This is a genomic window from Enterococcus sp. DIV0755f (assembly GCF_051713725.1).
GTDB classification, from domain to species: Bacteria; Bacillota; Bacilli; order Lactobacillales; family Enterococcaceae; genus Enterococcus_D; species Enterococcus_D casseliflavus.
This window is the reverse complement of sequence record NZ_JBIOQL010000001.1, coordinates 3,432,501-3,455,115: the sequence shown is the minus strand read 5'-3', so window position 1 is coordinate 3,455,115 and position 22,615 is coordinate 3,432,501. Positions and strand designations below refer to the sequence as shown.

21 protein-coding genes, 1 rRNA gene and 1 other annotated feature (1 of these 23 running past the window's edge) are annotated in these 22,615 nt (G+C 43.9%); of the genes, 13 read left to right on the top strand and 9 right to left on the bottom strand.

The window, feature by feature from the left end:
* Positions 1-55 precede the first annotated feature (55 nt).
* From IGI73_RS16060 to IGI73_RS16050, 3 genes are all read right to left on the bottom strand, one after another.
* Positions 56-574: a helix-turn-helix domain-containing protein gene (locus tag IGI73_RS16060; protein ID WP_005226263.1), complete on the bottom strand. Its 519-nt coding sequence runs from the start codon at positions 572-574 to the stop codon at positions 56-58.
* A gap of 16 nt (positions 575-590) precedes the next feature.
* A complete protein-coding gene (locus IGI73_RS16055; RefSeq protein WP_428207046.1) occupies positions 591-1,058 on the bottom strand; it encodes a DUF5626 family protein in 468 nt (155 codons plus the stop codon).
* 350 nt (positions 1,059-1,408) lie between these two features.
* Positions 1,409-1,861, bottom strand: coding sequence for a DUF2188 domain-containing protein (locus IGI73_RS16050; RefSeq protein ID WP_151196092.1), 453 nt, complete (start codon positions 1,859-1,861; stop codon positions 1,409-1,411).
* Positions 1,862-2,117: 256 nt separating this feature from the next.
* Between IGI73_RS16050 and IGI73_RS16045 the strand changes: the two genes are divergently transcribed.
* The 11 genes from IGI73_RS16045 to guaB all read left to right on the top strand — a co-directional run bounded on the left by IGI73_RS16045 (position 2,118) and on the right by guaB (position 11,042).
* Positions 2,118-3,011 carry an SDR family oxidoreductase gene (locus IGI73_RS16045; protein WP_005226260.1) on the top strand — a complete coding sequence of 298 codons (894 nt, stop codon included), beginning with the start codon at positions 2,118-2,120 and terminating at the stop codon, positions 3,009-3,011.
* A gap of 37 nt (positions 3,012-3,048) precedes the next feature.
* The gene (gene amaP, locus IGI73_RS16040) at positions 3,049-3,618 is read left to right on the top strand and encodes an alkaline shock response membrane anchor protein AmaP (protein WP_005226259.1); all 570 of its coding nucleotides are present in this window, start codon (positions 3,049-3,051) and stop codon (positions 3,616-3,618) included.
* 7 nt (positions 3,619-3,625) lie between these two features.
* Complete coding sequence (locus tag IGI73_RS16035) at positions 3,626-3,817, top strand: DUF2273 domain-containing protein (protein ID WP_005226258.1); 192 nt, start codon at positions 3,626-3,628, stop codon at positions 3,815-3,817.
* 25 nt (positions 3,818-3,842) lie between these two features.
* Entirely contained in the window at positions 3,843-4,613 is a 771-nt protein-coding gene (locus IGI73_RS16030; protein ID WP_159161180.1) for an Asp23/Gls24 family envelope stress response protein, read from the top strand.
* A gap of 297 nt (positions 4,614-4,910) precedes the next feature.
* A complete protein-coding gene (rsmG, locus tag IGI73_RS16025; protein WP_005226256.1) occupies positions 4,911-5,627 on the top strand; it encodes a 16S rRNA (guanine(527)-N(7))-methyltransferase RsmG in 717 nt (238 codons plus the stop codon).
* A gap of 11 nt (positions 5,628-5,638) precedes the next feature.
* Positions 5,639-6,403 (top strand): ParA family protein, encoded by a 765-nt coding sequence (locus IGI73_RS16020; RefSeq protein ID WP_005226255.1) that lies wholly within the window; start codon positions 5,639-5,641, stop codon positions 6,401-6,403.
* On the top strand, positions 6,393-7,283 hold the full coding sequence (locus IGI73_RS16015) for a ParB/RepB/Spo0J family partition protein (RefSeq protein WP_005226254.1): 891 nt from the start codon (positions 6,393-6,395) through the stop codon (positions 7,281-7,283). The genes IGI73_RS16020 and IGI73_RS16015 overlap by 11 nt, the downstream gene beginning before the upstream one ends.
* Positions 7,284-7,293: 10 nt before the next feature.
* Complete coding sequence (locus IGI73_RS16010) at positions 7,294-7,482, top strand: DUF951 domain-containing protein (RefSeq protein WP_005226253.1); 189 nt, start codon at positions 7,294-7,296, stop codon at positions 7,480-7,482.
* Between the two features lie 8 nt (positions 7,483-7,490).
* Positions 7,491-8,591 (top strand): redox-regulated ATPase YchF, encoded by a 1,101-nt coding sequence (gene ychF, locus IGI73_RS16005; protein ID WP_194193675.1) that lies wholly within the window; start codon positions 7,491-7,493, stop codon positions 8,589-8,591.
* A gap of 71 nt (positions 8,592-8,662) precedes the next feature.
* On the top strand, positions 8,663-9,355 hold the full coding sequence (locus tag IGI73_RS16000) for a DUF1129 domain-containing protein (RefSeq protein ID WP_005226251.1): 693 nt from the start codon (positions 8,663-8,665) through the stop codon (positions 9,353-9,355).
* 202 nt (positions 9,356-9,557) lie between these two features.
* Entirely contained in the window at positions 9,558-11,042 is a 1,485-nt protein-coding gene (guaB, locus tag IGI73_RS15995) for an IMP dehydrogenase (protein WP_005226250.1), read from the top strand.
* A 157-nt stretch (positions 11,043-11,199) separates the two neighbouring features.
* Here guaB and IGI73_RS15990 read toward each other — a convergent pair whose 3' ends face one another.
* On the bottom strand, positions 11,200-13,905 hold the full coding sequence (locus tag IGI73_RS15990; RefSeq protein ID WP_428207047.1) for an FtsX-like permease family protein: 2,706 nt from the start codon (positions 13,903-13,905) through the stop codon (positions 11,200-11,202).
* 9 nt (positions 13,906-13,914) lie between these two features.
* Positions 13,915-14,616, bottom strand: coding sequence for an ABC transporter ATP-binding protein (locus IGI73_RS15985; RefSeq protein WP_010748457.1), 702 nt, complete (start codon positions 14,614-14,616; stop codon positions 13,915-13,917).
* Between the two features lie 85 nt (positions 14,617-14,701).
* On the opposite strand from IGI73_RS15985, the gene IGI73_RS15980 reads away from it, so the two are divergent.
* Positions 14,702-15,328, top strand: a complete 627-nt coding sequence (locus IGI73_RS15980; protein WP_010748456.1) for a TetR/AcrR family transcriptional regulator — start codon at positions 14,702-14,704, stop codon at positions 15,326-15,328.
* A 71-nt stretch (positions 15,329-15,399) separates the two neighbouring features.
* Here the strand turns inward: IGI73_RS15980 and IGI73_RS15975 are convergent, their stop codons facing one another.
* From IGI73_RS15975 to IGI73_RS15960, 4 genes are all read right to left on the bottom strand, one after another.
* Entirely contained in the window at positions 15,400-16,920 is a 1,521-nt protein-coding gene (locus tag IGI73_RS15975) for a polysaccharide deacetylase family protein (protein ID WP_428207048.1), read from the bottom strand.
* A gap of 290 nt (positions 16,921-17,210) precedes the next feature.
* Positions 17,211-18,488 carry a serine--tRNA ligase gene (serS, locus tag IGI73_RS15970; protein ID WP_223597704.1) on the bottom strand — a complete coding sequence of 426 codons (1,278 nt, stop codon included), beginning with the start codon at positions 18,486-18,488 and terminating at the stop codon, positions 17,211-17,213.
* Between the two features lie 57 nt (positions 18,489-18,545).
* Positions 18,546-18,744 (bottom strand) — a binding site (T-box leader).
* Between the two features lie 35 nt (positions 18,745-18,779).
* Positions 18,780-19,988 (bottom strand): sensor histidine kinase, encoded by a 1,209-nt coding sequence (locus IGI73_RS15965; RefSeq protein ID WP_005226244.1) that lies wholly within the window; start codon positions 19,986-19,988, stop codon positions 18,780-18,782.
* Positions 19,978-20,667: a response regulator transcription factor gene (locus IGI73_RS15960; protein WP_008376963.1), complete on the bottom strand. Its 690-nt coding sequence runs from the start codon at positions 20,665-20,667 to the stop codon at positions 19,978-19,980. Before IGI73_RS15960 ends, IGI73_RS15965 begins: the two co-directional genes overlap by 11 nt.
* Positions 20,668-21,381: 714 nt before the next feature.
* Between IGI73_RS15960 and IGI73_RS15955 the strand changes: the two genes are divergently transcribed.
* Positions 21,382-22,615, top strand: a 16S ribosomal RNA gene (locus tag IGI73_RS15955); it runs 325 nt beyond the window's last position.

Here is a 22,615-nt window from a genome sequence, read left to right as displayed (position 1 = left end):
TCAAAAGCCCGCTGCGAAAACAATTCGCAGCGGGCTTTTTGTCTTAATAATAAAGTTATTCCACTTTTTCAATCGTAGTGGTTCCCCAATTCATGATGTTGCTGAGATGGACATAGCCATCGTACAAATTCAAGAAAATCGAGAAGGCACAGACGATATAGATCAATACATAAAAATTATTGGCTTTTTTGTTACGCCATAAAACAAAGCCATCTAAGATCAGTCCTAAAGGAAAAAGAAAGGAGCCGATTCCAGCTAACAGTAGCAAGAGCAGACTTTCATCTTTATCTGCTGCCATCGTTCTTTGGAGTAACGACAATTTTTCTTTCTTGTCGTTGATTTCTTGATTGTTGGTTTCGATCCGCTCTTTTAAGGCTTCGTTCTCACGTAAAAGCTCATCGATCGAGACTTGGTAGAGATCGCTCAACAAAATCAAATTCTCAATATCTGGATAGCCGCGCCCATTTTCCCATTTTGAAATCGACTGGCGTGAAATCTGTAATTTTTCTGCGACTGCTGTTTGCGACAATCCGGAAGACTCGCGACAGCTTTTTAATTGTTCTGCTAAAGCCAATGTATGCTCCTATCTGCTATTTAACAACTAGCTTCCCATTTGAGATCGTGGTTACGACACTCCCATTGGTAGTGATTATACCTGCTTTTTGCTTAAACGTACAGGTGGCTTTGGTGGACGTGTGAGTTAATGAACTAGAAGTGATACTTCCTCTGTGAGCAACTAAACTTAAATTCGAAGTGCTTGTAAATTGATTGCGGCTATTGACCGTTACATTATAACTAGCGGTCCAATTACCTGCGGATGTTTTTGACACACGATACGTTCCCGCTGCCAGATTTGCTCGGAATGACGGCAATTTTTCAATGGTCAAAATCACCTCGTTGCCTTCTTCATCTACCGTGATCAGCTGCTCATAGGGACTATCTGATGCTAAGTCATAAACGAGTTCAGGTTCTTCCACTGTCTCGGCGGCAGCTGGGAGAGCAAAGAGGAAACAAAGAAAAATAAACGGCACAAAAAATAATTTTTTCACAAACACCACTCCTTGTACTTTTAATAATTCAAGTATACAAGGTTTATTTAGTTAAAGAAAGCACAAGCTAGTTTACAGAGGTAACGGATGGTTCACAACTGTTGCTAGATCAGCATTTCATAGGCTTATTTTTTAGGATGTCGAGAAATTTTAAAAGTGATGGTTCATTCAAAAGGTCTTCGTTTTTTAGGTTTCTGACAACGAACCGCTGCTTTTTAAAAGAAACGTCAAAGAAACGGTTGCTTTAGTTTTAATCAAACCTAGCTGTGAAAGGAAACAAAAAAGCGAAAGAGTAGGCAACGTTTCGCGCAGCTCAAACGACAAAGGTAAGACCTCCTTCCGCTTTTTTGCAGCCAATTTTATTCTCTCAAATCAATATCCTTTTGATGGTCGCCGTCTTTCTTATAAACGTTCACCACGGATTCTTTGTTTTCGGCGATTTCTTTGGCACGGGCGATGGCATCTGCTTTCTTGTCGAAATGGTCACTGGCACGTTTCGCTCCTTTGGAACGGACTTGCCATTGGTCGTCTTCATACACAACTTCTACATCCGCATCCATTAATTTTTCCGCATTCTTATTGGTTTGATGGGCATCGTCTTTTTGCGGATTTTTCTCTTTCTGAAAAGCTTTCTTCTCCTCTTCATCTGCATTGTCATACCATTTTTCTGCTTGACTCGTGGCGATCGGGATTGCCCGATCATCCGAATAGCCATCGGCTAGCAGGGCATTGGCGATATCGATCGCTTTTTTACGAACTAAGGGGTCTAGATTCTTCATTGACGCAGGATAATCACGGACATTCCAAGGCATTCTTTGTTTCCTCCTTTTTCTTGATCCAAGGTCATTTTCTTAGGGGTTCCCTTTTACAGGTACTACCAGTTACTACTTATTAGTTTACCCCCTTCTATAAAAAAGGGAAATTATTTGATTTCTGGTCAAAAATGAGGGCACTTTCTTTTTTCATTTTCTAATAAACGAAGATTTATTTTTGTTAACAAAGCGTTATATTTCCCAAAAAAAAATGAATGGTTTAGAATTTTATTATAGAGAAAAGGAGGACGTAAGAATGAGTGAACCTATTTTGACTGATCCACGGGAACTTTATCACACGGGTAAATACAGCAAACAGGAACAAGATACGCCTGCTTTACAAGAAGAAATGCGACCAAAACCTGATTGTGGTGAAGAATCTTATGAGGGAAGTCAGCAGTTAGAAAACCGGCGAGTACTGATCACCGGTGGGGATTCTGGGATCGGACGAGCAGCAGCGATTGCCTTCGCCCGTGAAGGAGCAGACATTGCCCTACACTTTTTCCCAGGAGAAGAAGAAGATGCCGAAGAAGTTGCAGGGTACATCAAAGAAGCTGGGCGCAAAGTGATCTTGCTCCCCTATGACCTGCGAGACGAAGCGGCACCACAAGAGATCGTTGACAAAGCGGTGGCAGCATTAGGTGGGTTAGATACATTAGTATTGAACGCAGCACAGCAAATCACGCGGCCATCGATTGCAGAATTACCGATTGAACAAGTGAAAGATACCTTTATGGTAAACATTATCTCCATGTTTGCATTAGTCAAAGCTGCTGAGCCGCACTTACCGGCTGGAGGAGCGATCGTGACAACGACTTCTGTCCAAGCCTTTAGTCCAAGTGCCCATTTAATGGATTATGCGGCAACCAAATCGGCGATCGCCAGTTTTACAGTCAGCTTGGCGAAACAATTTGCTGAAAAAGGAATTCGCGTCAATGGGGTAGCCCCAGGACCGATCTGGACACCATTACAGTTAGATCATGGCCAACCGCAAGACCAGCTGCCTGAATTTGGTCAACAAGCGTTACTTGAGCGGGCAGGACAACCAGCTGAGCTGGCACCTGTCTATGTCTTTTTAGCTTCGAATAAAGCTAGCTATGTGACAGCACAGATTTATGGTGTTACCGGCGGAGAAGCCATCAACTTGTAAGCTTATCGAAAATTGGAGAAAAAGGAGGAGGTGTCCTATGAGTAAAGGGTGGAAAATCGTATCAATCATCGTTTCGTTGATCTTTATCACTGTCTTATTACCAATCGTATTAATGAGTAATCCTTATATGCAGCTGCCATTTGGTTTGGACAGCAGAGGCAATGTCGTCACGTATTTCTTTGACAACTTGTTTATGCGTCAATATATGTTTTGGGTAGCTGTTGTCTTGATCGCCTTATTCTTGATCGTGATCTTAGTCGTGCTTTTTTATCCAAAAACCAAAACGACCTTTGTTTTGAAAGAGGATAAGGGCGCATTGACGATCGATAAGAAAGCAATCGAAGGACTTGTACGTACGAAAGTAAATGAAAAAGAATTTGTTGAAGGACCAAAAGTTCATGTCAAGGCGACCAAAAATCGAATTTTGATTAAAATCAAAGGACGCTTGAAACGGACGTCTGCCTTAGTCGGCAAAACCGAAAACTTAATGGCGGAAATCCAACAAGATGTCCAACGAGTGCTTGGTTCAAGTGAGAAAGTCAAAGTCGAAGTCAACTACGCGAATTTTGAACAAAATGAGACTCCGGAAAACCCGCGAGTAGAATAGGAGGGCTATGATGAACGAACTACAACAATACAAAATCCCATTGATTTTTGGAGCAATCGGCCTTGTTCTGGCTGTGTTGTTTGTAACGATCGGTTTTTTCAAAACATTGCTGATTCTACTCCTAACAGGTTTGGGTTTTGCGTTAGGATTGTATCTCCAACGTACCGGTATCATCGACGAATTTTTTAACCAACAATAACGCATTTTAATAGGAGGAATTTTTAATGAATAACGATAAAAACGAATTAAACAATGATAAAAAAGTCAGCGCACATCCAGATCCAGTGGTTCCTAACACCAATCATCAAGCAAATGAAAATGCGATTCCAATGACTGAAGCACCAGATCCAGTGGTACCAAATGCTGAAAAAGCAGTAGCAGGACAACAAAACGGACCAAAACCAGGGGATCATCCAGCACCAGGAAATCCAAATCCAGCAGGACATCATCCAGCACCGCCAAAACCTGACCACAACGATTTTGAAGGACCAACTGGCGATGCACCCGTTCATGGTTCATTGACCTATGATGACAAAGTGATCCAAAAAATCATCGGGATCGCATTAGAACACGTGGATGGTCTGTTGACGGTCGATGGTGGTTTCTTCTCTAACATTGCGGAAAAATTAGTCAATACAGACAATGTGACTGCCGGTATCAATACCGAAGTTGGGAAAAAACAAGTAGCCGTTGATTTAGATATCGTGGTTGAATATGACCGCAACATCCCAGAAATCGCTGACCAAGTCAAAGAAGTTATCCAAAAAGAAGTAACAACAATGACCCAATTAGAAGTTATCGAAGTCAACATCAATGTTGTGGATGTAAAAACGATCGCTGAATACGAAGAGGAACAAGAAACGGTTCAAGACAAAGTATCGTCAGCTGCATCTAAAACCGGCGACTTTGCTTCACGTCAAACCAACAAAGCCAAACATGCGGCTTCCCGCGCGTCTGATCGTATCGAAGAATACAACGAGCCCCGGGTGAAATAAAAAAGTTTCATATGAAACAAAAACAAGCATTGATCCTGTGATCAATGCTTGTTTCTTTGAGAAAAAAGCTGACCAGGAGGGTTGGCAGCCTCGCTGGTCAAGGAAAAATGAAAAAAGTTTTTTGGATTGAAATGAGTATAATTCCTCTGCCTTAAACCAACCTTAAAGCCCCAGTTAAAAAATGGTAAATTCTCCTAGAAAGCAATGTCTGGCTATTGCATCACATTGCTTTTTGCGTTAAAGTAGGAACTAGTCTGTGAAACATTTTTCTGTTTCACAAAATAGAAAGGATTCGTTATGCTACCTGAAGAATTTCATGAAGAATTACGCAAAAACGGGATCGTTTTAACCGAAGAACAAATGGAAAAATTCGCTGTCTATTTCGAGCGTTTAGTCGAATGGAATCAGAAGATGAATCTAACCGCAATCACGGAAAAATCAGAAGTGTATTTGAAGCATTTCTACGATTCTGTTTCCTTAGCTTTTGAAACCGCCTTTGACCCGCAAAGTCATTTGTGTGATGTCGGTTCAGGTGCTGGCTTTCCAAGTATTCCACTAAAAATCGTGTTTCCTGAATTAGAAGTGACGATCGTCGACTCTTTAAATAAGCGCATCACCTTTTTACAAACCCTTGTGACGGATCTACAATTGGAAAATGTCCACTTGTACCATGACCGTGCAGAAACATTTGGTCAAAACCCGCAATTTCGTGGGCAATTCGATTATGTGACTGCTCGTGCGGTTGCCCGTTTGAATGTGTTAACGGAACTCTGTGTGCCATTGGTGAAAAAAGCAGGCTATTTTTATGCGCTCAAAGCTGCCAAAAGCGAGGAAGAACTGGTTGAAGCCAAACCAGCCATCTCACTCTTAGGCGGCAAATTTATTGAAGAAAAAAGCTTTACCTTACCGGTCAGCGGCGATGAACGCCATCTTTTGATCATTCAAAAGAAAAAAGAAACGCCAAAGAAATACCCCCGCAAACCGGGAATGCCAGCGAAACAACCAATCAAATAGGAGGAAAATCAATGGCCCGTATTATTTCTGTTGCAAACCAAAAAGGCGGCGTAGGCAAAACCACCACAACGGTGAACCTAGGTGCGTCCTTAGCATTTGTCGGCAAAAAAGTGTTACTCGTAGATATTGATGCCCAAGGCAACGCCACAAGCGGTGTCGGCATTCGCAAACCAGATGTGGAACAAGACATCTATGATGTATTAGTCAATGAAACACCGATCGTTGAAGCGATTTTACCTAGCAGTCGGGAAAACTTGGATATCGTTCCAGCGACGATCCAATTAGCTGGTGCGGAAATTGAATTGACCTCCATGATGGCACGGGAATCTCGATTGAAATCGGCTTTGAATGAAATCAAAGAACAATACGATTATATCTTTATCGATTGCCCGCCATCTTTAGGTCATTTGACGATCAATGCCTTTACCGCCAGTGATTCGATTTTGATCCCAGTCCAATGTGAGTACTATGCATTAGAAGGGCTGAGCCAACTATTGAATACCGTGCGTTTAGTACAAAAACATTTTAACCCTGAGTTAGAGATCGAAGGGGTCTTACTGACGATGTATGATGCCCGTACGAACTTAGGCGCGGAAGTCGTGGAAGAAGTCCGCCGCTATTTCCAAGAAAAAGTATATGAAACCATTATTCCGCGGAATATCCGGTTGTCTGAAGCACCTAGTCATGGATTGTCGATCATTGATTATGATCCACGCTCAAAAGGAGCCGAAGTCTATCAGACGTTAGCAAAGGAAGTGTTAGCCCGTGAAGAATAAAGGGAAAGGATTAGGGCGTGGGATCGATGCGTTGTTTCAAGACCTGCAAGGGTTAGAAGAAGTTGATATCAAGACAGAAAAAGTCGTTGAACTGCCTTTAAACGAATTAAGACCCAACCCTTATCAACCGCGAAAAACCTTTGATGAGCTTTCATTACAAGAACTAGCCAATTCGATCCAGCATTCGGGGGTCTTTCAACCGATCATCGTGCGGCAATCATCCGTCAAAGGCTATGAGATCATTGCGGGTGAACGCCGGTTTCGAGCGTCCAAACTAGCTGGCAAGGAAACGATCCCAGCCATCATCCGCAATTTTGATGAAGAAGCGATGATGCAAGTTGCCGTTTTAGAAAACTTGCAGCGGGAAGATTTGAATCCTTTAGAAGAAGCAGAAGCTTATGACATGCTGATGAAAAACTTGAAATTGACCCAAGCACAAGTCGCTGAACGCTTAGGGAAAAGCCGCCCGTATATCGCCAATTATTTGCGGTTGCTGTCCTTGCCGAAACTCGTCAAAGAAATGGTTCAAGATGACCGTTTGTCTATGGGACAAGCCCGGACATTATTAGGGTTGAAAAATAAAGAACAGATCTTAAAATTAGCCAATCGTTGTGTCAAAGAAAATCTGACAGTCCGCCAATTAGAACAAATGGTCGCTGAGATGAACGACACGAAGAACGAAAAGAAAAAAGTTCCGCGTCTGATTCGAGAAAAACCGTACTATTTACGAGAAAGCGAAGAACGGTTGATGGATAAATTCGGCACGAATGTCGAGATCCGCGAAAAAGAAGGCAAAGGCAAAATCGAGATCGAATACCTGTCACAAAAAGATTTAACCCGTATTTTAGATTTATTGAACATTCAATTTGATGAAGCTTGAGGTGATAAAGATGTATGATCTTGGGGATATTGTCGAAATGAAAAAACCGCATGCCTGCAAAGCCAATCGTTGGGAAATCATCCGCATGGGGGCAGACATCAAAATAAAGTGTACGAATTGCGGCCACATCGTCATGATGACGCGCCGAGAATTTGATAAAAAGATGAAGAAAATCCTAGAAAAAAAAGAGAAAGAGTGAAGTGAAGCATGGCGTTAACTGCCGGAATCGTTGGATTGCCAAATGTGGGCAAATCTACTTTATTTAATGCAATAACCAAAGCAGGAGCAGAAGCCGCAAACTATCCGTTTGCGACGATCGATCCGAATGTAGGAATGGTGGAAGTGCCAGATTGGCGCTTACAGCGTTTAACAGAATTAGTTCGTCCGAAAAAGACGGTCCCAACCACCTTTGAATTTACGGATATTGCTGGAATCGTCCGCGGTGCCAGCAAAGGGGAAGGATTAGGGAACCAATTTTTGAGCCATATCCGCCAAGTGGATGCGATCTGTCATGTCGTTCGTTGTTTCGACGACGACAACATCACCCACGTGGAAGGCCGCGTGGACCCATTAGCTGATATCGACACCATCAATTTGGAGTTGGTTTTAGCGGATTTAGAATCCGTCAACAAGCGCTATACTCGGGTCTCAAAAATTGCCAAAACCAAAGACAAAGATGCGGTTGCGGAATTGGCCGTTCTTGATAAAATCAAACCGGTCCTAGAAGAAGGGATCTCTGCTCGTTCGATCGAATTTACAGATGAAGAACAGCGCATCGTCAAAAGTTTGTTTTTACTAACGACCAAACCAGTCTTATACGTTGCCAACGTAGCAGAAGAAGACGTGGCAGACTATGAAACCAATGACTATGTCAACAAAGTGAAGGAATTTGCAGCGAGCGAAAATGCGGAAGTGATCGTCATCAGTGCTCGTGCCGAAGAAGAGATCGCTGAGCTGGAAGAAGAAGACAAAGCAGAGTTTTTAGAAGCATTAGGAATTGAAGAATCAGGGTTGGATCAATTGATTCGTGCTGCCTATGATTTACTGGGTCTAGCAACGTACTTTACCGCTGGTGAACAAGAAGTGCGTGCGTGGACGTTCCGTAAAGGCATCAAAGCACCGCAAGCAGCGGGGATCATCCATACGGACTTTGAGCGCGGCTTTATTCGTGCGGAAACTGTTTCCTTTGAAGATCTGAACCAATACGGCACGATGCAAGCGGCCAAAGAAGCCGGTCGGGTACGTTTGGAAGGAAAAGATTATGTCGTGCAAGATGGCGACGTGATGTTGTTCCGTTTTAACGTATAAAGGGCTTTCTTCCCAGTGAATTTGTGGTAAAATGTCCATTGTGAAGAAAACGCAGAAGGGAGAATCAATTCATGGAACCAGAAACTCTGCGAAATTATGTTTCCGAAAATCGTGAATTAGAACAACAATTAACAAAACGAAACCAACAATATATATTTGATTTAAAAAAATCGCTAGAGGCAGCCAACCTTTCTGAAGAAGAAAAAACGATTGCCTTGCATGAGATGCTGCCGGTCTTAGTCAAAGAACAAAAAGGCGGCAAAACGGCCCGCCAATTATTTGGTACAGTGTCTGAACGTACCGAAGCCATCATCAACAAACCCGTTGAGCAAAAAGAATCCGGCCCCTTCTTGATGTGGTTGGATAACACCTTGCTGATTTTAGGGATCTTTGGCTTGATGTTAGGGGTCATGGGGATCTTTACTAGAGGACAAGCACAACCTTATGGCTTATTGACCCTCTTCTTGATGGCGATGCTTGCTGGTTGGGTCTTCTACTTGATGTACAAATACATGTATCAATATGAACGCCCAGGTGCCGATAAGAGCAAACGGCCGAAGATGTGGAAGATCATTTTGATTTTAGTCGCAGCCTTCATGCTATGGATCGTTGTGATCTCGCTTTCTGCGATGATCCAACCACCATTGAATCCACAAGTGGATCCTGTGATCGAAGCCTTGATCGGGGCAGTGGCATTAGCCGCGAAGTACTACTTGAAACGCAAATACAATATCATCAGCAGTCTGTCTGTTCCTAGAGGCTGATGGATACACGTTGATCGTGCGCCTTCTTTTGTTAAAAAAGACCGTACGATCAGCGTGTTTTTTTAGAAAAAATGGCGAATTATGAGATTTAACCAAAGGTTTGAAGAGGATTATTAAGAAAGCTTTCCGAATGGTTGACTTATGAAAAAATCTTTGCTATTTTTTTTAAAATACCTAAAAACTTTAAGGAGTGGTTACAAAAATGTCCAACTGGGAAACCAAATTTGTAAAAAAAGGGTTAACGTTTGATGATGTCTTATTGATTCCGGCAGAAAGTCACGTCTTGCCAAATGACGTGGATATGAAAGTGCAGCTTGCCCCGAATATTACACTAAATATTCCAATCATAAGTGCCAGTATGGATACCGTAACTGATAGTAAAATGGCGATCTCAATGGCGCGTCAAGGCGGACTTGGCGTAATTCACAAAAACATGAGTATCGCAGCGCAAGCAGATGAAGTGCGCAAAGTAAAACGTTCTGAAAGCGGCGTGATCATCGATCCGTTTTTCTTAACACCAAGCCACTTAGTTGCTGATGCAGAACATTTGATGAGCAAGTACCGCATCAGCGGGGTACCGATCGTAGAAACAATGGAAAACCGCAAATTAGTCGGTATCATCACGAACCGCGACATGCGTTTTGTCACGGATTATACGATGCCGATCAATGATGTGATGACCAAAGACCAATTGATCACAGCACCTGTCGGTACGTCGTTGAAAGACGCTGAAAAAATCTTACAACAACACAAGATCGAAAAATTACCGATCGTTGATGAAGCAGGGATCTTAAGCGGTTTGATCACTATCAAAGATATTGAAAAAGTGATCGAATTCCCGAATGCAGCCAAAGACACGCATGGACGTCTATTAGTGGCAGCGGCAGTCGGTGTTACCAGCGATACCTTTGAACGAGCACAAGCTTTATTGGATGCAGGCGTGGACGCGATCGTCATTGATACTGCCCACGGACACAGTGCGGGTGTTTTACGCAAAATCTCTGAAATTCGTGCGCATTTCCCAGAAGCGACATTGATTGCTGGAAATGTTGCCACTGCAGAAGGCACGAAAGCATTGTATGATGCTGGTGTCGATGTCGTAAAAGTCGGGATCGGTCCAGGCTCGATCTGTACCACTCGGGTGGTAGCCGGTGTCGGAGTTCCTCAATTGACCGCGATCTATGATGCAGCCTCTGTGGCACGTCAATACGGCAAAGCAATCATTGCCGATGGTGGGATCAAATACTCTGGGGATATCGTCAAAGCTTTAGCAGCTGGCGGACATGCCGTAATGCTAGGTAGCATGTTGGCAGGAACCGATGAATCACCAGGTGAATTTGAAATCTACCAAGGCCGTCGCTTCAAAACGTACCGCGGAATGGGTTCACTGGGGGCAATGGAAAAAGGCTCCAGCGACCGTTACTTCCAAGGTGGCGTAAACGAAGCCAACAAATTGGTTCCAGAAGGCATTGAAGGGCGTGTCGCTTATAAAGGCAGCGTTTCTGATATCATCTTCCAAATGATCGGCGGCTTGAAATCAGGGATGGGTTATGTCGGTGCTGGCAATCTACAGCAATTACGTGATGAAGCACAATTCATCCAAATGAGCGGCAACGGACTAAAAGAATCACATCCCCACGATGTTCAAATCACGAAAGAAGCACCAAACTACTCTGTAAAATCATAAAATGTTTCACGTGAAAACCAACGCCCCCTCTGTTCAAAAGCGGACAGAGGGGATTATTTGTTCAAAAAAGGACGTCACTCTCAGCTATCTAGGCAAGAGTGGCGTCCTTTTCTTTAAAATCGCTGCTGGATGATCAGCAAATCGCTTTAGCAGCAGCTTATTCGTTTGATTTCAACGCATCGATCATGTTGACATGAGTCAGTTTCACATGGGTGACGTACATTACGATGATCGTAAAGAGAATCGTCATGCCGCCAGCTAAAGCATAAGCCGGCCAATTGATCACTAATGGAAAGACCATGTTTTCCATCGAAGCTTGGATCAAAATAAAGTCAGTCAAGAAGTAACCTACCACGTAGCCAGCGAGAATCCCAAATAATGTAAAGACGATATTTTCCCGTACGATATACATGGTGACTTCTTTATTGTAAAACCCTAATACTTTAATAGTAGAAAGCTCGCGAATCCGCTCGGAAACATTGATGTTGGTCAAGTTATACAAGACGACAAAGGCTAATGCACCTGATAGTACAACTAAGATCAAGACAATGGAGTTCAAGTTGCCCATCGAATCATCCTGCATTTTGATCTGAGTGGAAAGGAACGTCGTGTTTTTGACTTTGTCGGTAGCTAACAAGGCTGTTGATAAAGATTCCTCTTGTTTTTTCGTCATCGTCTTGCTTTTGACTAAGAACGCATTCGGTTCAAAGGCACTGTCGGTGATTTCTTCGTAAAGAGTCGGTGACAGATACAGAGAATTGCCTAAATAGTTTTCTGCGATGCCGCTGATAGGTACTTCAAAAGCTTCTTGATCGCTAGTATAGAAGGTCAATGTATCCCCAACCTGCAGATCATACAATTCTGCGTATTTCATAGTCAGTACGGCGCCTTCTGTTAATGGCAGCTTCTGCCCTGCCGTCGTTTTCAAATGGACATAGTCGGTAAAAGCTTCTTGATCTGCCGGAACCATCAAGGTCAAACTTTGTTTTCCTTGGTTAGCTGGTCGAATCTCGATCGTTTCATTGTAGACTAGCATCGAATGGGTCACAAGAGGATCGTCTGTTAAAACCGTTTCAGCGGCAGCAACGGTTTCTTCCTTCGCATCATTTAAGGTCACGACGGCTTGATAATCCGTAATGGGCCCAAATTGTTTCGCAGTCACAGCACTTAAGGAATCTTTCAACCCAACGCCTGCCACCATCAGTCCCGTACAGCCGGCGATGCCAATGATTGCCATGATCATTCGCGATTTGTAGCGGAAGATGTTACGGAAGCTGACTTTTTGATTGAAGCTTAAACGTGACCATAAGGGTGTAATGGCCTCTAATAAAATCCGTTTCCCAGGTTTTGGCGCCCGAACTTGCAGTAGCTGGGCAGGTTTTTCCCGCAATTCTTTGATCAAAACAAAGAGGCAAGCACCGAGCGTCGCCAGTAAAAAGGCGATCGCGGCCAAAATAATTGGCGACCAGACATAATAGACGCGAATCCCGTCTAAAAGATACCGTTCGCTGGATAGAAAATAAATCAAACGCGGCAACAGTTCCGTCCCTAATACGGCACCACTGATAATGCCAATGGCCGAAGACAGGAGGGCATAAATCAAATATTTAAGGGAGATCTCGACTTTGCCATAGCCCATCGCTTTTAAGGTACCGATCTCTTTGCGGTTTTCTTCTACCATCCGCGTCAGTGTCGTAAAGGTGATCAACGCAGCGATAAAGAAGAAGAAGACAGGAAACACATTGGCGATCGCTGCGATGCGATCAGACAGCCCGCCATACTCTTGGAAACCGGGGTTGTCTTTGCGTTGGTTGTAAAGATACGTAGGTTCTGCCAAGTCTTCGATCTCTGTACGTTTTTCTGCCAGTGTTTGTTGGGCATCGGTTAGTTCTTGTTGCTGTTCATCTAATTGGGTTTGCTGCTGAGCCAATTCTTCTTCCCCAGCGGTCAATTGGCCTTCGAGGGCTGCTTGTTGTACGGGCGGCAGCTGTGCCAGGGCGGCTTGCTGTTGTTCTAGTTCCGCTTTGGCCTGATCCAGTTGGGCTTGTCCATCAGCTAACTGTTTTTGTCCATCGCGGACTTCTTTTTCTGCAGGCGCTAATTCATCAAAAGCATCTTGCTGAATTTCTGCTAAGCGTTCTTTAGGGCGATCCGCAAACAGTTCCTCAATCGTTTCTTGATGGGCTGCCATCTTGTCGGTATACGCATCGGAGTATGTTTCAAGGCCTGCGACATCATCAAAGGCGAGATAAAGGATCGATTTGACCTCCATCTTGAACTGTTCTTCCGGTACATAAGCAAAATACGTCACGACACCGCTGCCGACATTCGCATAGCCACGTTCGGCAGCACTGATATAAATGGGAGAGGTGGCGAACCCAACGACCGTATAGTCTTTGTCCGACAGATTATCGGCATCATCGATCGTAAAAGTATCCCCTATTTGCCAGCCATAATTTTTTGCTTCGGTGTCCAGCACGATTTCATCGGCTTTTTCTGGCAGTCGGCCGTCCTTCACCAGTAGCTGGTTGAGTTCCTGCGAGGGATCATAAGAGGTCACTTGCACGACTTCATCTGAATTGGCAGCGTAATAAAATTGATAGGCGGCTTCTGTGTGCGCACCGCTTTTTTCCGCCGCATCAATGTCGTCCTCCGTCAATCCCAGCGTGGAAGTGACCTGCAGATCTGCTAAATGCTGACCGTTGACATATTCACTCGCGGAATGGTTCAGGATCGGTCCCGTCGCTTTGACACCGACAAAGAGAAACGTTCCTAAAAAAATGATCAAGGTGATTGCGATAAAGCGGCCTTTTGATTGGCGAATCTCCCGCAAACTTGCTTTAAGATAGGTTTTATTTTTCATCAGATCCTCCTACCAAACGATTTCATCGATCGAGATTGGATGAGGATTCTCTTCAATGGAACGGACAGTGGCATCGTTGATATGGATCACCCGATCGGCGATCGGGGCAATGGCGCTGTTATGGGTAATGATCAACACCGTATTGCCGTTTTTCCGACTGGCGTTTTGCAAAAGCTTCAACACTTGTTTGCCTGTTTCAAAATCCAACGCACCGGTTGGTTCATCGCATAATAGCAATTTCGGGTTTTTGGCTAACGCCCGAGCGATCGATACCCGCTGCTGTTCCCCACCAGAGAGCTGCGAAGGAAAGTTGTTTTTACGGTTTTCTAACCCGACTTGTGCTAAGACTTCATCAGGATCGAGTGCATTCGGTGAGACTTCCGTTGCCAATTCAATGTTTTCTTTCGCTGTCAGGTTCGGCACCAAATTATAAAACTGGAAGACGAACCCGACGTCTTTGCGGCGGTATTCCGTCAGCTGTTTGTCGTTAAACTTCGCGATATCGACATTGTCGATAATGATTTGTCCTTCATCTGGCGAATCCATCCCACCTAAAATATTCAAAACGGTCGATTTTCCTGCACCACTGGGGCCAAGGATCACCACTAATTCGCCTTCTTCAATGGCAAAGGAAAGATCGTTGTTGGCAGTGATGGTGGTTTCGCCCATCTGATAGCGTTTATATTCATTCTTTACTTCAACATAACTCATTAATAAAGCCTCCATTTTTTAAACACGTGTTGATTTAATCACATGGTGTTAGTATACTAAGAAAGAAAAGTAAGAGCAATCCTCAATGCTTACGTATTTGTCATTAAATAGACAAATATTGATCAAATGTACAGAGAAAAGGGGAAACGATATGGTGGGGACTGTGGGGAATCGTCGAACGATCTACTCGAAAAAAGTGATCCGACGCGCCTTTCAGGAGTTATTGTTGGAAAAAGAGTACCGCAAAATCACGATCAAAGAGATTGCGGAACGAGCCGATATCAACCGAGGAACATTTTATAAATATTATAAGGATACGGCCGCGTTGTTGGAGGAAATCGAAGGGGAGCTTGTTGAGCAGATCGCATCGAACTTGCAGCAGGAAAATTTGTCATTGGATCTTTGGTTGGAAAAGCTGTTGACGATTTTGTATGAGAATCCTAGTACGACCCATTTGATTTTGTTGAACAACAGCCATTTGCTGAATCTTTTATTGTCAGAGATCAAACCGGAGACCTTGAAACGGTTTGCCCAATACTTTCAAGATGCTTCCGAGGAAGAATTGGAACTGTGTCTTAGCTTTTTTGTCTGCGGGTCTATCGGGTTGATCGAACGCTGGCTCAAAGATTTCTCAACGATGTCGCCAAAAGCTGTCGCTGAACTGTTGATCCAAATTTTTGTGACTAATGTATATGAGGATAAGAAGGGCTAAAAAAAGAGGGAACGATCCAATAACCAAAAAGGAACGCAGCAAGAGACAATTTGCTGCGTTCCTTTTTTTATTTAGTCAACGAGGCGCTCGTCGTTCATCCCAAAGTATTGATGCAATGGTTTTTGCCGTGCTTCTAATAATTGATCGACAGTCACGAATTCGTAGCCTTCGTTTTTGAGCATTTTAATGACTCCCGGTACGGCTTTCACAGATTTCGGGTGAATATCATGGATCAAGATCATGGCACCATTAAAGACATTTTGTTGCACCAAGGCATTGATCTTCTTCGGATCCTTCAATTTCCAGTCTTGAGAATCGATGTCCCATTGAATGATCGGCATGCCAATGGTTTGTGCGCTTTGTTTGTCGATAGCGCCATAAGGGGGCCGTAAATTTCTAGGTAGTAAACCCGTCGCATTATAAATGGCTTTGTTGGTTTTTGTAACTTCTGCCTGCAAATCTTCCGCTGAAAGAGTATTCAGCTGCGGATGAGAGTAAGAATGACTGGCGATCTCGTGTCCAGCTTCTTGGACTTTTTTAGCAGCTTGCGGATATTGCTCTACCATTTGTCCCAGCATAAAGAAGGTCGCTTTAACGTCATTTTCTTGTAAGATGTTCAACAGATCCATGGTGGAGGTACTGTTGGGTCCATCATCAAAGGTCAATGCCACGTATTTTTTATTGGGGTCTAAACTTGGCAAGGCATTGTTGAGTTGGTCAGCAGCCACGAGATCAGGATCAATGAATGGGGCGATCTCGCTATAAGGCAGGGTGATTTCCGTCGCTCCCGTCTGATTTTTTGGCAATTCGATGGTCAGCTTCTCTGGATCGTAAGTAAATTTCGAATCGAAGGTGATCCGCTCCATGGCCAAGACGGCGTCGATGATTTTGGCGGGTTCTTTGGCTTGATCCAGCAGTTTCTGCTGAATGACTTGTTGAATACCTAATAAGCTGCCTTCATCAGGAACCAGTTCTTTCAAAGACAATTCGGTTTGCGTCTTCTCTGATACGAAGATCGGTGCATCCGTTAGACTGTCCGCATCTTCAAAACGTCCGGTTTCTCGATTCCACACATAACTGTCGGCTTTCAATGAATAAGTAGACACCTTTGAAGCCGCTGCTTGTGCTTGGATGCGGGCAACGGTGACGACTTCTTTTTTCGTTTGTTTTTTACGCAAGTTATCAGCGGCTTGTGTCAACCGTTCTTTGATATCTTTGATGGGAAACGTATCAAGGTCTTGCGGGCGGTAGATCAATTCTTTGGTTGCGCCTTTGGAGAGCACTTCAGGCGTTGTTTTTAACCCATTTTGACTTTGTTCTGCTTGGATTGATGCCAGTAATTTCTCCGCAGCCGCCTCATATTTTTCTTGGGCTGCGACTTCTTGCTGGTGTAACGTGTAAAGGACTGAGCCAGCCGTCGCGATCAAAACGATCAATAATATGGCGAATAAGGAAAAAATTGCTTTTCGATACGGCTTCTTTCTCGAGGGTGGTCCTTTCGGTCTTTCTTCAGCTGACGCTGTTCGTTTTTGATTATTGTTTGGTTTCTTGTGCAAGTCACTCCGACGGGCATAGGTCTTTCGTTCGGGCATTGGTGAAGCTCCCTTCATTCCATCCTAAATTATGCCCACGTTACCATAAGTCACAGGTACTTTCAACGATCATGCCCGGTTTCTGATAGAGACTTAAAAAGATGAAGGGATTTTTCTAATTATTCATTTAAAAATTACAGCCTTGTTGCGTTGTTTCTCTTGCAAGAAATGATCAAGGGCGTTAGGGGGGCTTTTGCAACCACTATCTATTAGGTGAACTAGAAAACCCCTTCGTAACAGATCACGTGGAGTGACTGTTACGAAGGGGGTGCAATTAAGGGTACTAAGGCTTAGGCTTTTTCGATTTTTGTCAGTCCGCCCATGTAAGGAACCAGAACTTCTGGTACCGTTACACTGCCGTCTTCGTTTTGATAATTTTCAAGCACTGCGGCTACCGTCCGACCGACAGCCAGACCAGAACCATTTAGTGTATGCATGTAGTGAATCTTGCCCTCTTGATCGCGGTAACGGATCATGGCACGGCGTGCTTGGAAATCTTCACAGTTTGAGCAAGAGCTGATCTCACGATACATTTCCTGAGCAGGGATCCATACCTCTAAATCATAGGTCTTCGCCGCAGAAAAGCCCATATCTCCTGTACACAAGCTAAGCACTCGGTAAGGTAAGTTGAGTTTTTGCAAAATATCTTCGGCATTAGCCGTCATCTTTTCTAATTCTTCATAAGAATGGTCAGCATCACTGAATTTCACCATTTCAACTTTATTGAATTGGTGCAGACGAATCAAGCCGCGGGTATCACGACCAGCGCTGCCAGCTTCTGAACGAAATGATGGGCTCAAGGCAGTGAAGTAGGCAGGGAGCTGTTCTTGTTCTAAGATCTCCCCTTGATAGTAATTGGTCAAAGGTACTTCAGCAGTTGGAATCAAAGTCAAATCCGTGTCTGCCAATTGGAAAACATCTTCTTTGAACTTTGGAAATTGCCCCGTGCCAAACATTGCTTGGCTATTGACGATATAAGGGGTGATCATCTCGGTATAGCCATGCTCATAGACATGCTGATCCAGCATGAAGTTGTATAAGGCACGTTCCAAACGAGCACCTAAGCCTTTGTAGTAAACAAAGCGGCTGCCAGAAACTTTGGCGCCCCGCTCAAAGTCGAGGATCCCCAACTCTTCAGCGATCTCCCAATGGGGTTTTGGTTCAAAGGCAAAGGCTTTTGGTTCTGCCCAGCGGCGGATTTCTACATTGTCGTCTTCATCCTTGCCCACTGGAACAGAATCATTTGGCAAATTCGGCAATGTCGTGGCGATCTCTTTGATGTCTTCATCAATTTGAGCGATCTCTTCATCCAATTGCTTGATTTGGCTGCCGACTTCTTTCATTTGGGCAATTTTATCAGCCGCGTCTTCTTTCGCCCGTTTCAAGGCAGCGATCTCACTAGAAACATCGTTGCGCAATTTCTTGCGTTCTTCCGTTTGGACTAAGAGTTCTCTGCGACGTTCGTCAAGCGTTAAAAAGCGGTCCAATACTTCTTTTTGCACGCCTCGTGTTGCGAGTTTGCTTTGTACTTCAGCAAAATTTTGGCGAATCATTTTTACATCTAACATAGTGATACATCCTCCTTTGATTTTTCCATAGAAAAAAGGCCATTCCGATCCCGTGTTGCTTGGGACGAAATGACCATTCGCGGTGCCACCCAAGTTCAGCTTGCGCTGCCCTTGCTGCTCGTATCGTGAGCCAACGATTTTTCTTTCGAAAAATACACGTTAAAGAACTGGATTCTATTTTTTCCAACACTGATTTTCACCAACCATCAGCTCTCTTTACTAGATGAAAAAAATATACTAGGTTCTGTGCCTTGATTATTTTCTTTAGCATACCCAAAAAATGTTGGGGCGTCAACCATAGGTTTGTGTGTTGGACAAATTGTTGCGCTTCAACGGGAGATGGATAATAAAGGACGTCCATTCTGGCGTTGATTTGGCATAGATATAGCCGCCATGTAAGGCGACGATGCTTTGAGCGATCGCTAGACCTAAGCCAGTTCCTCCTGTTTCTTGAGAGCGGGATTCTTCCACTCGATAGAAACGGTCGAATAGAGAATCAAGGGCTTGCTTAGGGATCATTTGCCCATTGTTTTTGACGGTTAAGATCGCTTCGGTCCCGACTTTCTCGACTTCCATGCGGATCTTATCGGCGCCTTTGCCGTATTTCAAGGCATTTGACAGCAAATTATTGAAAACTCGCACCAGTTTTTCGGTATCGCCATCCATTTCGATATGCTCTGGACGGGTGTAGGTTTCGATCTTGATGCCTTTTCGGCTAGCTTCTAATTCAAAGTCCGCCGCCAATTGTTCAACCAGCTGGGCCATATCAAATTCCATCACATTAATGGGCACACTAGGCTGCCGCACTTTCGTGTATTCAAACAAATCATCGACGAGGGATTTCATTTGTTTGGCTTTGACATACGCCGTATGAGTATATTTCAGCAATTCTTCTTCCGAATGGTATTGTCGATCTTCAATTAGACCTAAGTAGCCTATGATCGAAGTCAATGGTGTCCGAATGTCATGACTGACATTGGTGATCAGCTCATCTTTGGATTGCTCGATCCGCCGTTCATCTTCGATCGCCGCCACCGTACTGTCGACTAAGCCATTGATATTAGAAACGATCCGACTTAAATCGCCCCGTAACTCGAAGGGGATGCGATGATCGTAGTTGCCTTCTGCGATAAAGTGCAGCTCGCTGATAATGTGACGTAGCTGCATTTGATGGTAACGACGAATCAAACGCCAATATAAGACGATCACATCTAATAGGAAGAACATCGGTAGAATGAAGTTGCGACCACTGCGGAAGATATCTGTGTTGAAGGCAGCCGTGAACGCATTCTTTGATTCATAGATCGCTTCGACTAAAACCGGTGAGTTTTCTCGTATTGAGGTCAAGATGACCAAAATAGCGACATTTAATAGAAGTAAAAGAACAATCGTTACAATTCCTTCAGCAAATAACTCACTGATTTCCTTTGAGGTCAACGTGATCCGTTTCTTTTTTTCGATTGGTGTGTTGCGCTTTTTTTCAGTTGGTTTACTTCGCATCTATTTTGTAGCCGACCCCCCATACTGTTTGGATGACTTTTTCACCATCCGTGGCTTCTTCGATCTTATCTCGCAAGTGACTGACATGGACCATCACTGTTTTGGCAGAAACGACACTTTCTTGTTTCCAAACTCGTTCAAAAATCTCATCGGCGCTAAAGACACGGTTCGGATGCGATGCCAATAAGTAGAGGATGCCAAATTCTAATGCGGTCAATTGGATCTCATTGCCATCCACCGTTTTTACTTCATGGGAATCGCGGTTGATGATAAGGGAGCTTACTTCCAGAATCTCTGGTTGATTTGAAGCAGCCTGCATCTTGGTTCTTCTCAATAACGATTTTACCCGTGCCATGACTTCTAATGGATTGAAAGGTTTGGTGACATAATCATCAGCACCGGCGACCAATCCACGAATCTTATCCATATCGGTTGTTTTAGCGGTCAACATAATAATAGGGATTTGGGATTCTTTTCTCAATTCTTTGACGACTTGCATGCCGTCCATTTCAGGCATCATGATATCTAAGATCAATAGCTCGATATCAGAAGTGGTGCGAATCTTGGTCAGTGCTTCTTTTCCATCGTATGCTTTGACCGATTCATAGCCTTCATTGTGTAAGTAAATGCTTAATAGTTCTACGATCTCTTTGTCATCATCTGCTACAAGTATTTTCATACTGGGTCCTCCTAGGAACAATATTCTTTTCTCCATTTTAGCAAATATTCCACAAAATAGATAAAATCATACTTAAATTTATAAGAATGATAGGAATTAAGAAAACACAAAAAGGAAAAAGACGAACGATAGGCTAATAATAACGGAAAAAGTCCTTAAAAAAGGCGGAAATCACGGACTAAAAATCACGAATCATCTTTGGAAACGGAGTAACTAGAAACGTTGGTCTATCAATCATTTTATGGTTGACGAATAGCACAAGTCTTGGTATATTATTACATGTGCCAAATGACTAATTGAATTCCTAAAAAGAATTGAAAAAAGTAGTTGACGCACAGCTCGACAGATGATATTATAACGAAGTCGCAATTTTAAAACAGTTAATTGATGTTGATACATCAACAAAATTAATTGAAAAAAGTTGTTGACAAATAACAAATCATTTGTTATTCTAATTAAGTCGCTGAGGCAGCCGCTACGAAGTTGAAAAACAACGAGCGAAAAAAACTTTCAAAAAAGAGTTGACAATCAAATGTCGCTCTGATATGATATAAAAGTTGCTAACACAGCACGGTAGACCTTTGAAAACTGAACAAAGCAAGCAAACGAACCAATGTGTAGGACGTTTCAATTTATCGAAACAAATACATGCAAGCAATAGCTAGCAAAGTTAATTTTTATGAGCTTAATGACCGTATGGTCATTCAAACAAATCATTATGAGAGTTTGATCCTGGCTCAGGACGAACGCTGGCGGCGTGCCTAATACATGCAAGTCGAACGCTTTTTCTTTCACCGGAGCTTGCTCCATCGAAAGAAAAAGAGTGGCGAACGGGTGAGTAACACGTGGGTAACCTGCCCATCAGAAGGGGATAACACTTGGAAACAGGTGCTAATACCGTATAACACTATTTTCCGCATGGAAGAAAGTTGAAAGGCGCTTTTGCGTCACTGATGGATGGACCCGCGGTGCATTAGCTAGTTGGTGAGGTAACGGCTCACCAAGGCAACGATGCATAGCCGACCTGAGAGGGTGATCGGCCACACTGGGACTGAGACACGGCCCAGACTCCTACGGGAGGCAGCAGTAGGGAATCTTCGGCAATGGACGAAAGTCTGACCGAGCAACGCCGCGTGAGTGAAGAAGGTTTTCGGATCGTAAAACTCTGTTGTTAGAGAAGAACAAGGATGAGAGTAAAATGTTCATCCCTTGACGGTATCTAACCAGAAAGCCACGGCTAACTACGTGCCAGCAGCCGCGGTAATACGTAGGTGGCAAGCGTTGTCCGGATTTATTGGGCGTAAAGCGAGCGCAGGCGGTTTCTTAAGTCTGATGTGAAAGCCCCCGGCTCAACCGGGGAGGGTCATTGGAAACTGGGAGACTTGAGTGCAGAAGAGGAGAGTGGAATTCCATGTGTAGCGGTGAAATGCGTAGATATATGGAGGAACACCAGTGGCGAAGGCGGCTCTCTGGTCTGTAACTGACGCTGAGGCTCGAAAGCGTGGGGAGCGAACAGGATTAGATACCCTGGTAGTCCACGCCGTAAACGATGAGTGCTAAGTGTTGGAGGGTTTCCGCCCTTCAGTGCTGCAGCAAACGCATTAAGCACTCCGCCTGGGGAGTACGACCGCAAGGTTGAAACTCAAAGGAATTGACGGGGGCCCGCACAAGCGGTGGAGCATGTGGTTTAATTCGAAGCAACGCGAAGAACCTTACCAGGTCTTGACATCCTTTGACCACTCTAGAGATAGAGCTTCCCCTTCGGGGGCAAAGTGACAGGTGGTGCATGGTTGTCGTCAGCTCGTGTCGTGAGATGTTGGGTTAAGTCCCGCAACGAGCGCAACCCTTATTGTTAGTTGCCATCATTTAGTTGGGCACTCTAGCGAGACTGCCGGTGACAAACCGGAGGAAGGTGGGGATGACGTCAAATCATCATGCCCCTTATGAC

Coding starts and splice junctions, on each gene's coding strand:
- IGI73_RS15965 (WP_005226244.1), bottom strand. CDS start 19,988: ATGCGAAGTAAACCAACTGAAAAAAAGCGCAACACACCAATCGAAAAA.
- IGI73_RS15990 (WP_428207047.1), bottom strand. CDS start 13,905: ATGAAAAATAAAACCTATCTTAAAGCAAGTTTGCGGGAGATTCGCCAA.
- rsmG (WP_005226256.1), top strand. CDS start 4,911: ATGCTACCTGAAGAATTTCATGAAGAATTACGCAAAAACGGGATCGTT.
- IGI73_RS15975 (WP_428207048.1), bottom strand. CDS start 16,920: ATGCCCGAACGAAAGACCTATGCCCGTCGGAGTGACTTGCACAAGAAA.
- IGI73_RS16050 (WP_151196092.1), bottom strand. CDS start 1,861: ATGCCTTGGAATGTCCGTGATTATCCTGCGTCAATGAAGAATCTAGAC.
- IGI73_RS16030 (WP_159161180.1), top strand. CDS start 3,843: ATGAATAACGATAAAAACGAATTAAACAATGATAAAAAAGTCAGCGCA.
- IGI73_RS16020 (WP_005226255.1), top strand. CDS start 5,639: ATGGCCCGTATTATTTCTGTTGCAAACCAAAAAGGCGGCGTAGGCAAA.
- ychF (WP_194193675.1), top strand. CDS start 7,491: ATGGCGTTAACTGCCGGAATCGTTGGATTGCCAAATGTGGGCAAATCT.
- IGI73_RS16000 (WP_005226251.1), top strand. CDS start 8,663: ATGGAACCAGAAACTCTGCGAAATTATGTTTCCGAAAATCGTGAATTA.
- serS (WP_223597704.1), bottom strand. CDS start 18,488: ATGTTAGATGTAAAAATGATTCGCCAAAATTTTGCTGAAGTACAAAGC.
- IGI73_RS16045 (WP_005226260.1), top strand. CDS start 2,118: ATGAGTGAACCTATTTTGACTGATCCACGGGAACTTTATCACACGGGT.
- IGI73_RS15985 (WP_010748457.1), bottom strand. CDS start 14,616: ATGAGTTATGTTGAAGTAAAGAATGAATATAAACGCTATCAGATGGGC.
- IGI73_RS16010 (WP_005226253.1), top strand. CDS start 7,294: ATGTATGATCTTGGGGATATTGTCGAAATGAAAAAACCGCATGCCTGC.
- IGI73_RS15980 (WP_010748456.1), top strand. CDS start 14,702: ATGCTTACGTATTTGTCATTAAATAGACAAATATTGATCAAATGTACA.
- IGI73_RS15960 (WP_008376963.1), bottom strand. CDS start 20,667: ATGAAAATACTTGTAGCAGATGATGACAAAGAGATCGTAGAACTATTA.
- guaB (WP_005226250.1), top strand. CDS start 9,558: ATGTCCAACTGGGAAACCAAATTTGTAAAAAAAGGGTTAACGTTTGAT.
- IGI73_RS16035 (WP_005226258.1), top strand. CDS start 3,626: ATGATGAACGAACTACAACAATACAAAATCCCATTGATTTTTGGAGCA.
- amaP (WP_005226259.1), top strand. CDS start 3,049: ATGAGTAAAGGGTGGAAAATCGTATCAATCATCGTTTCGTTGATCTTT.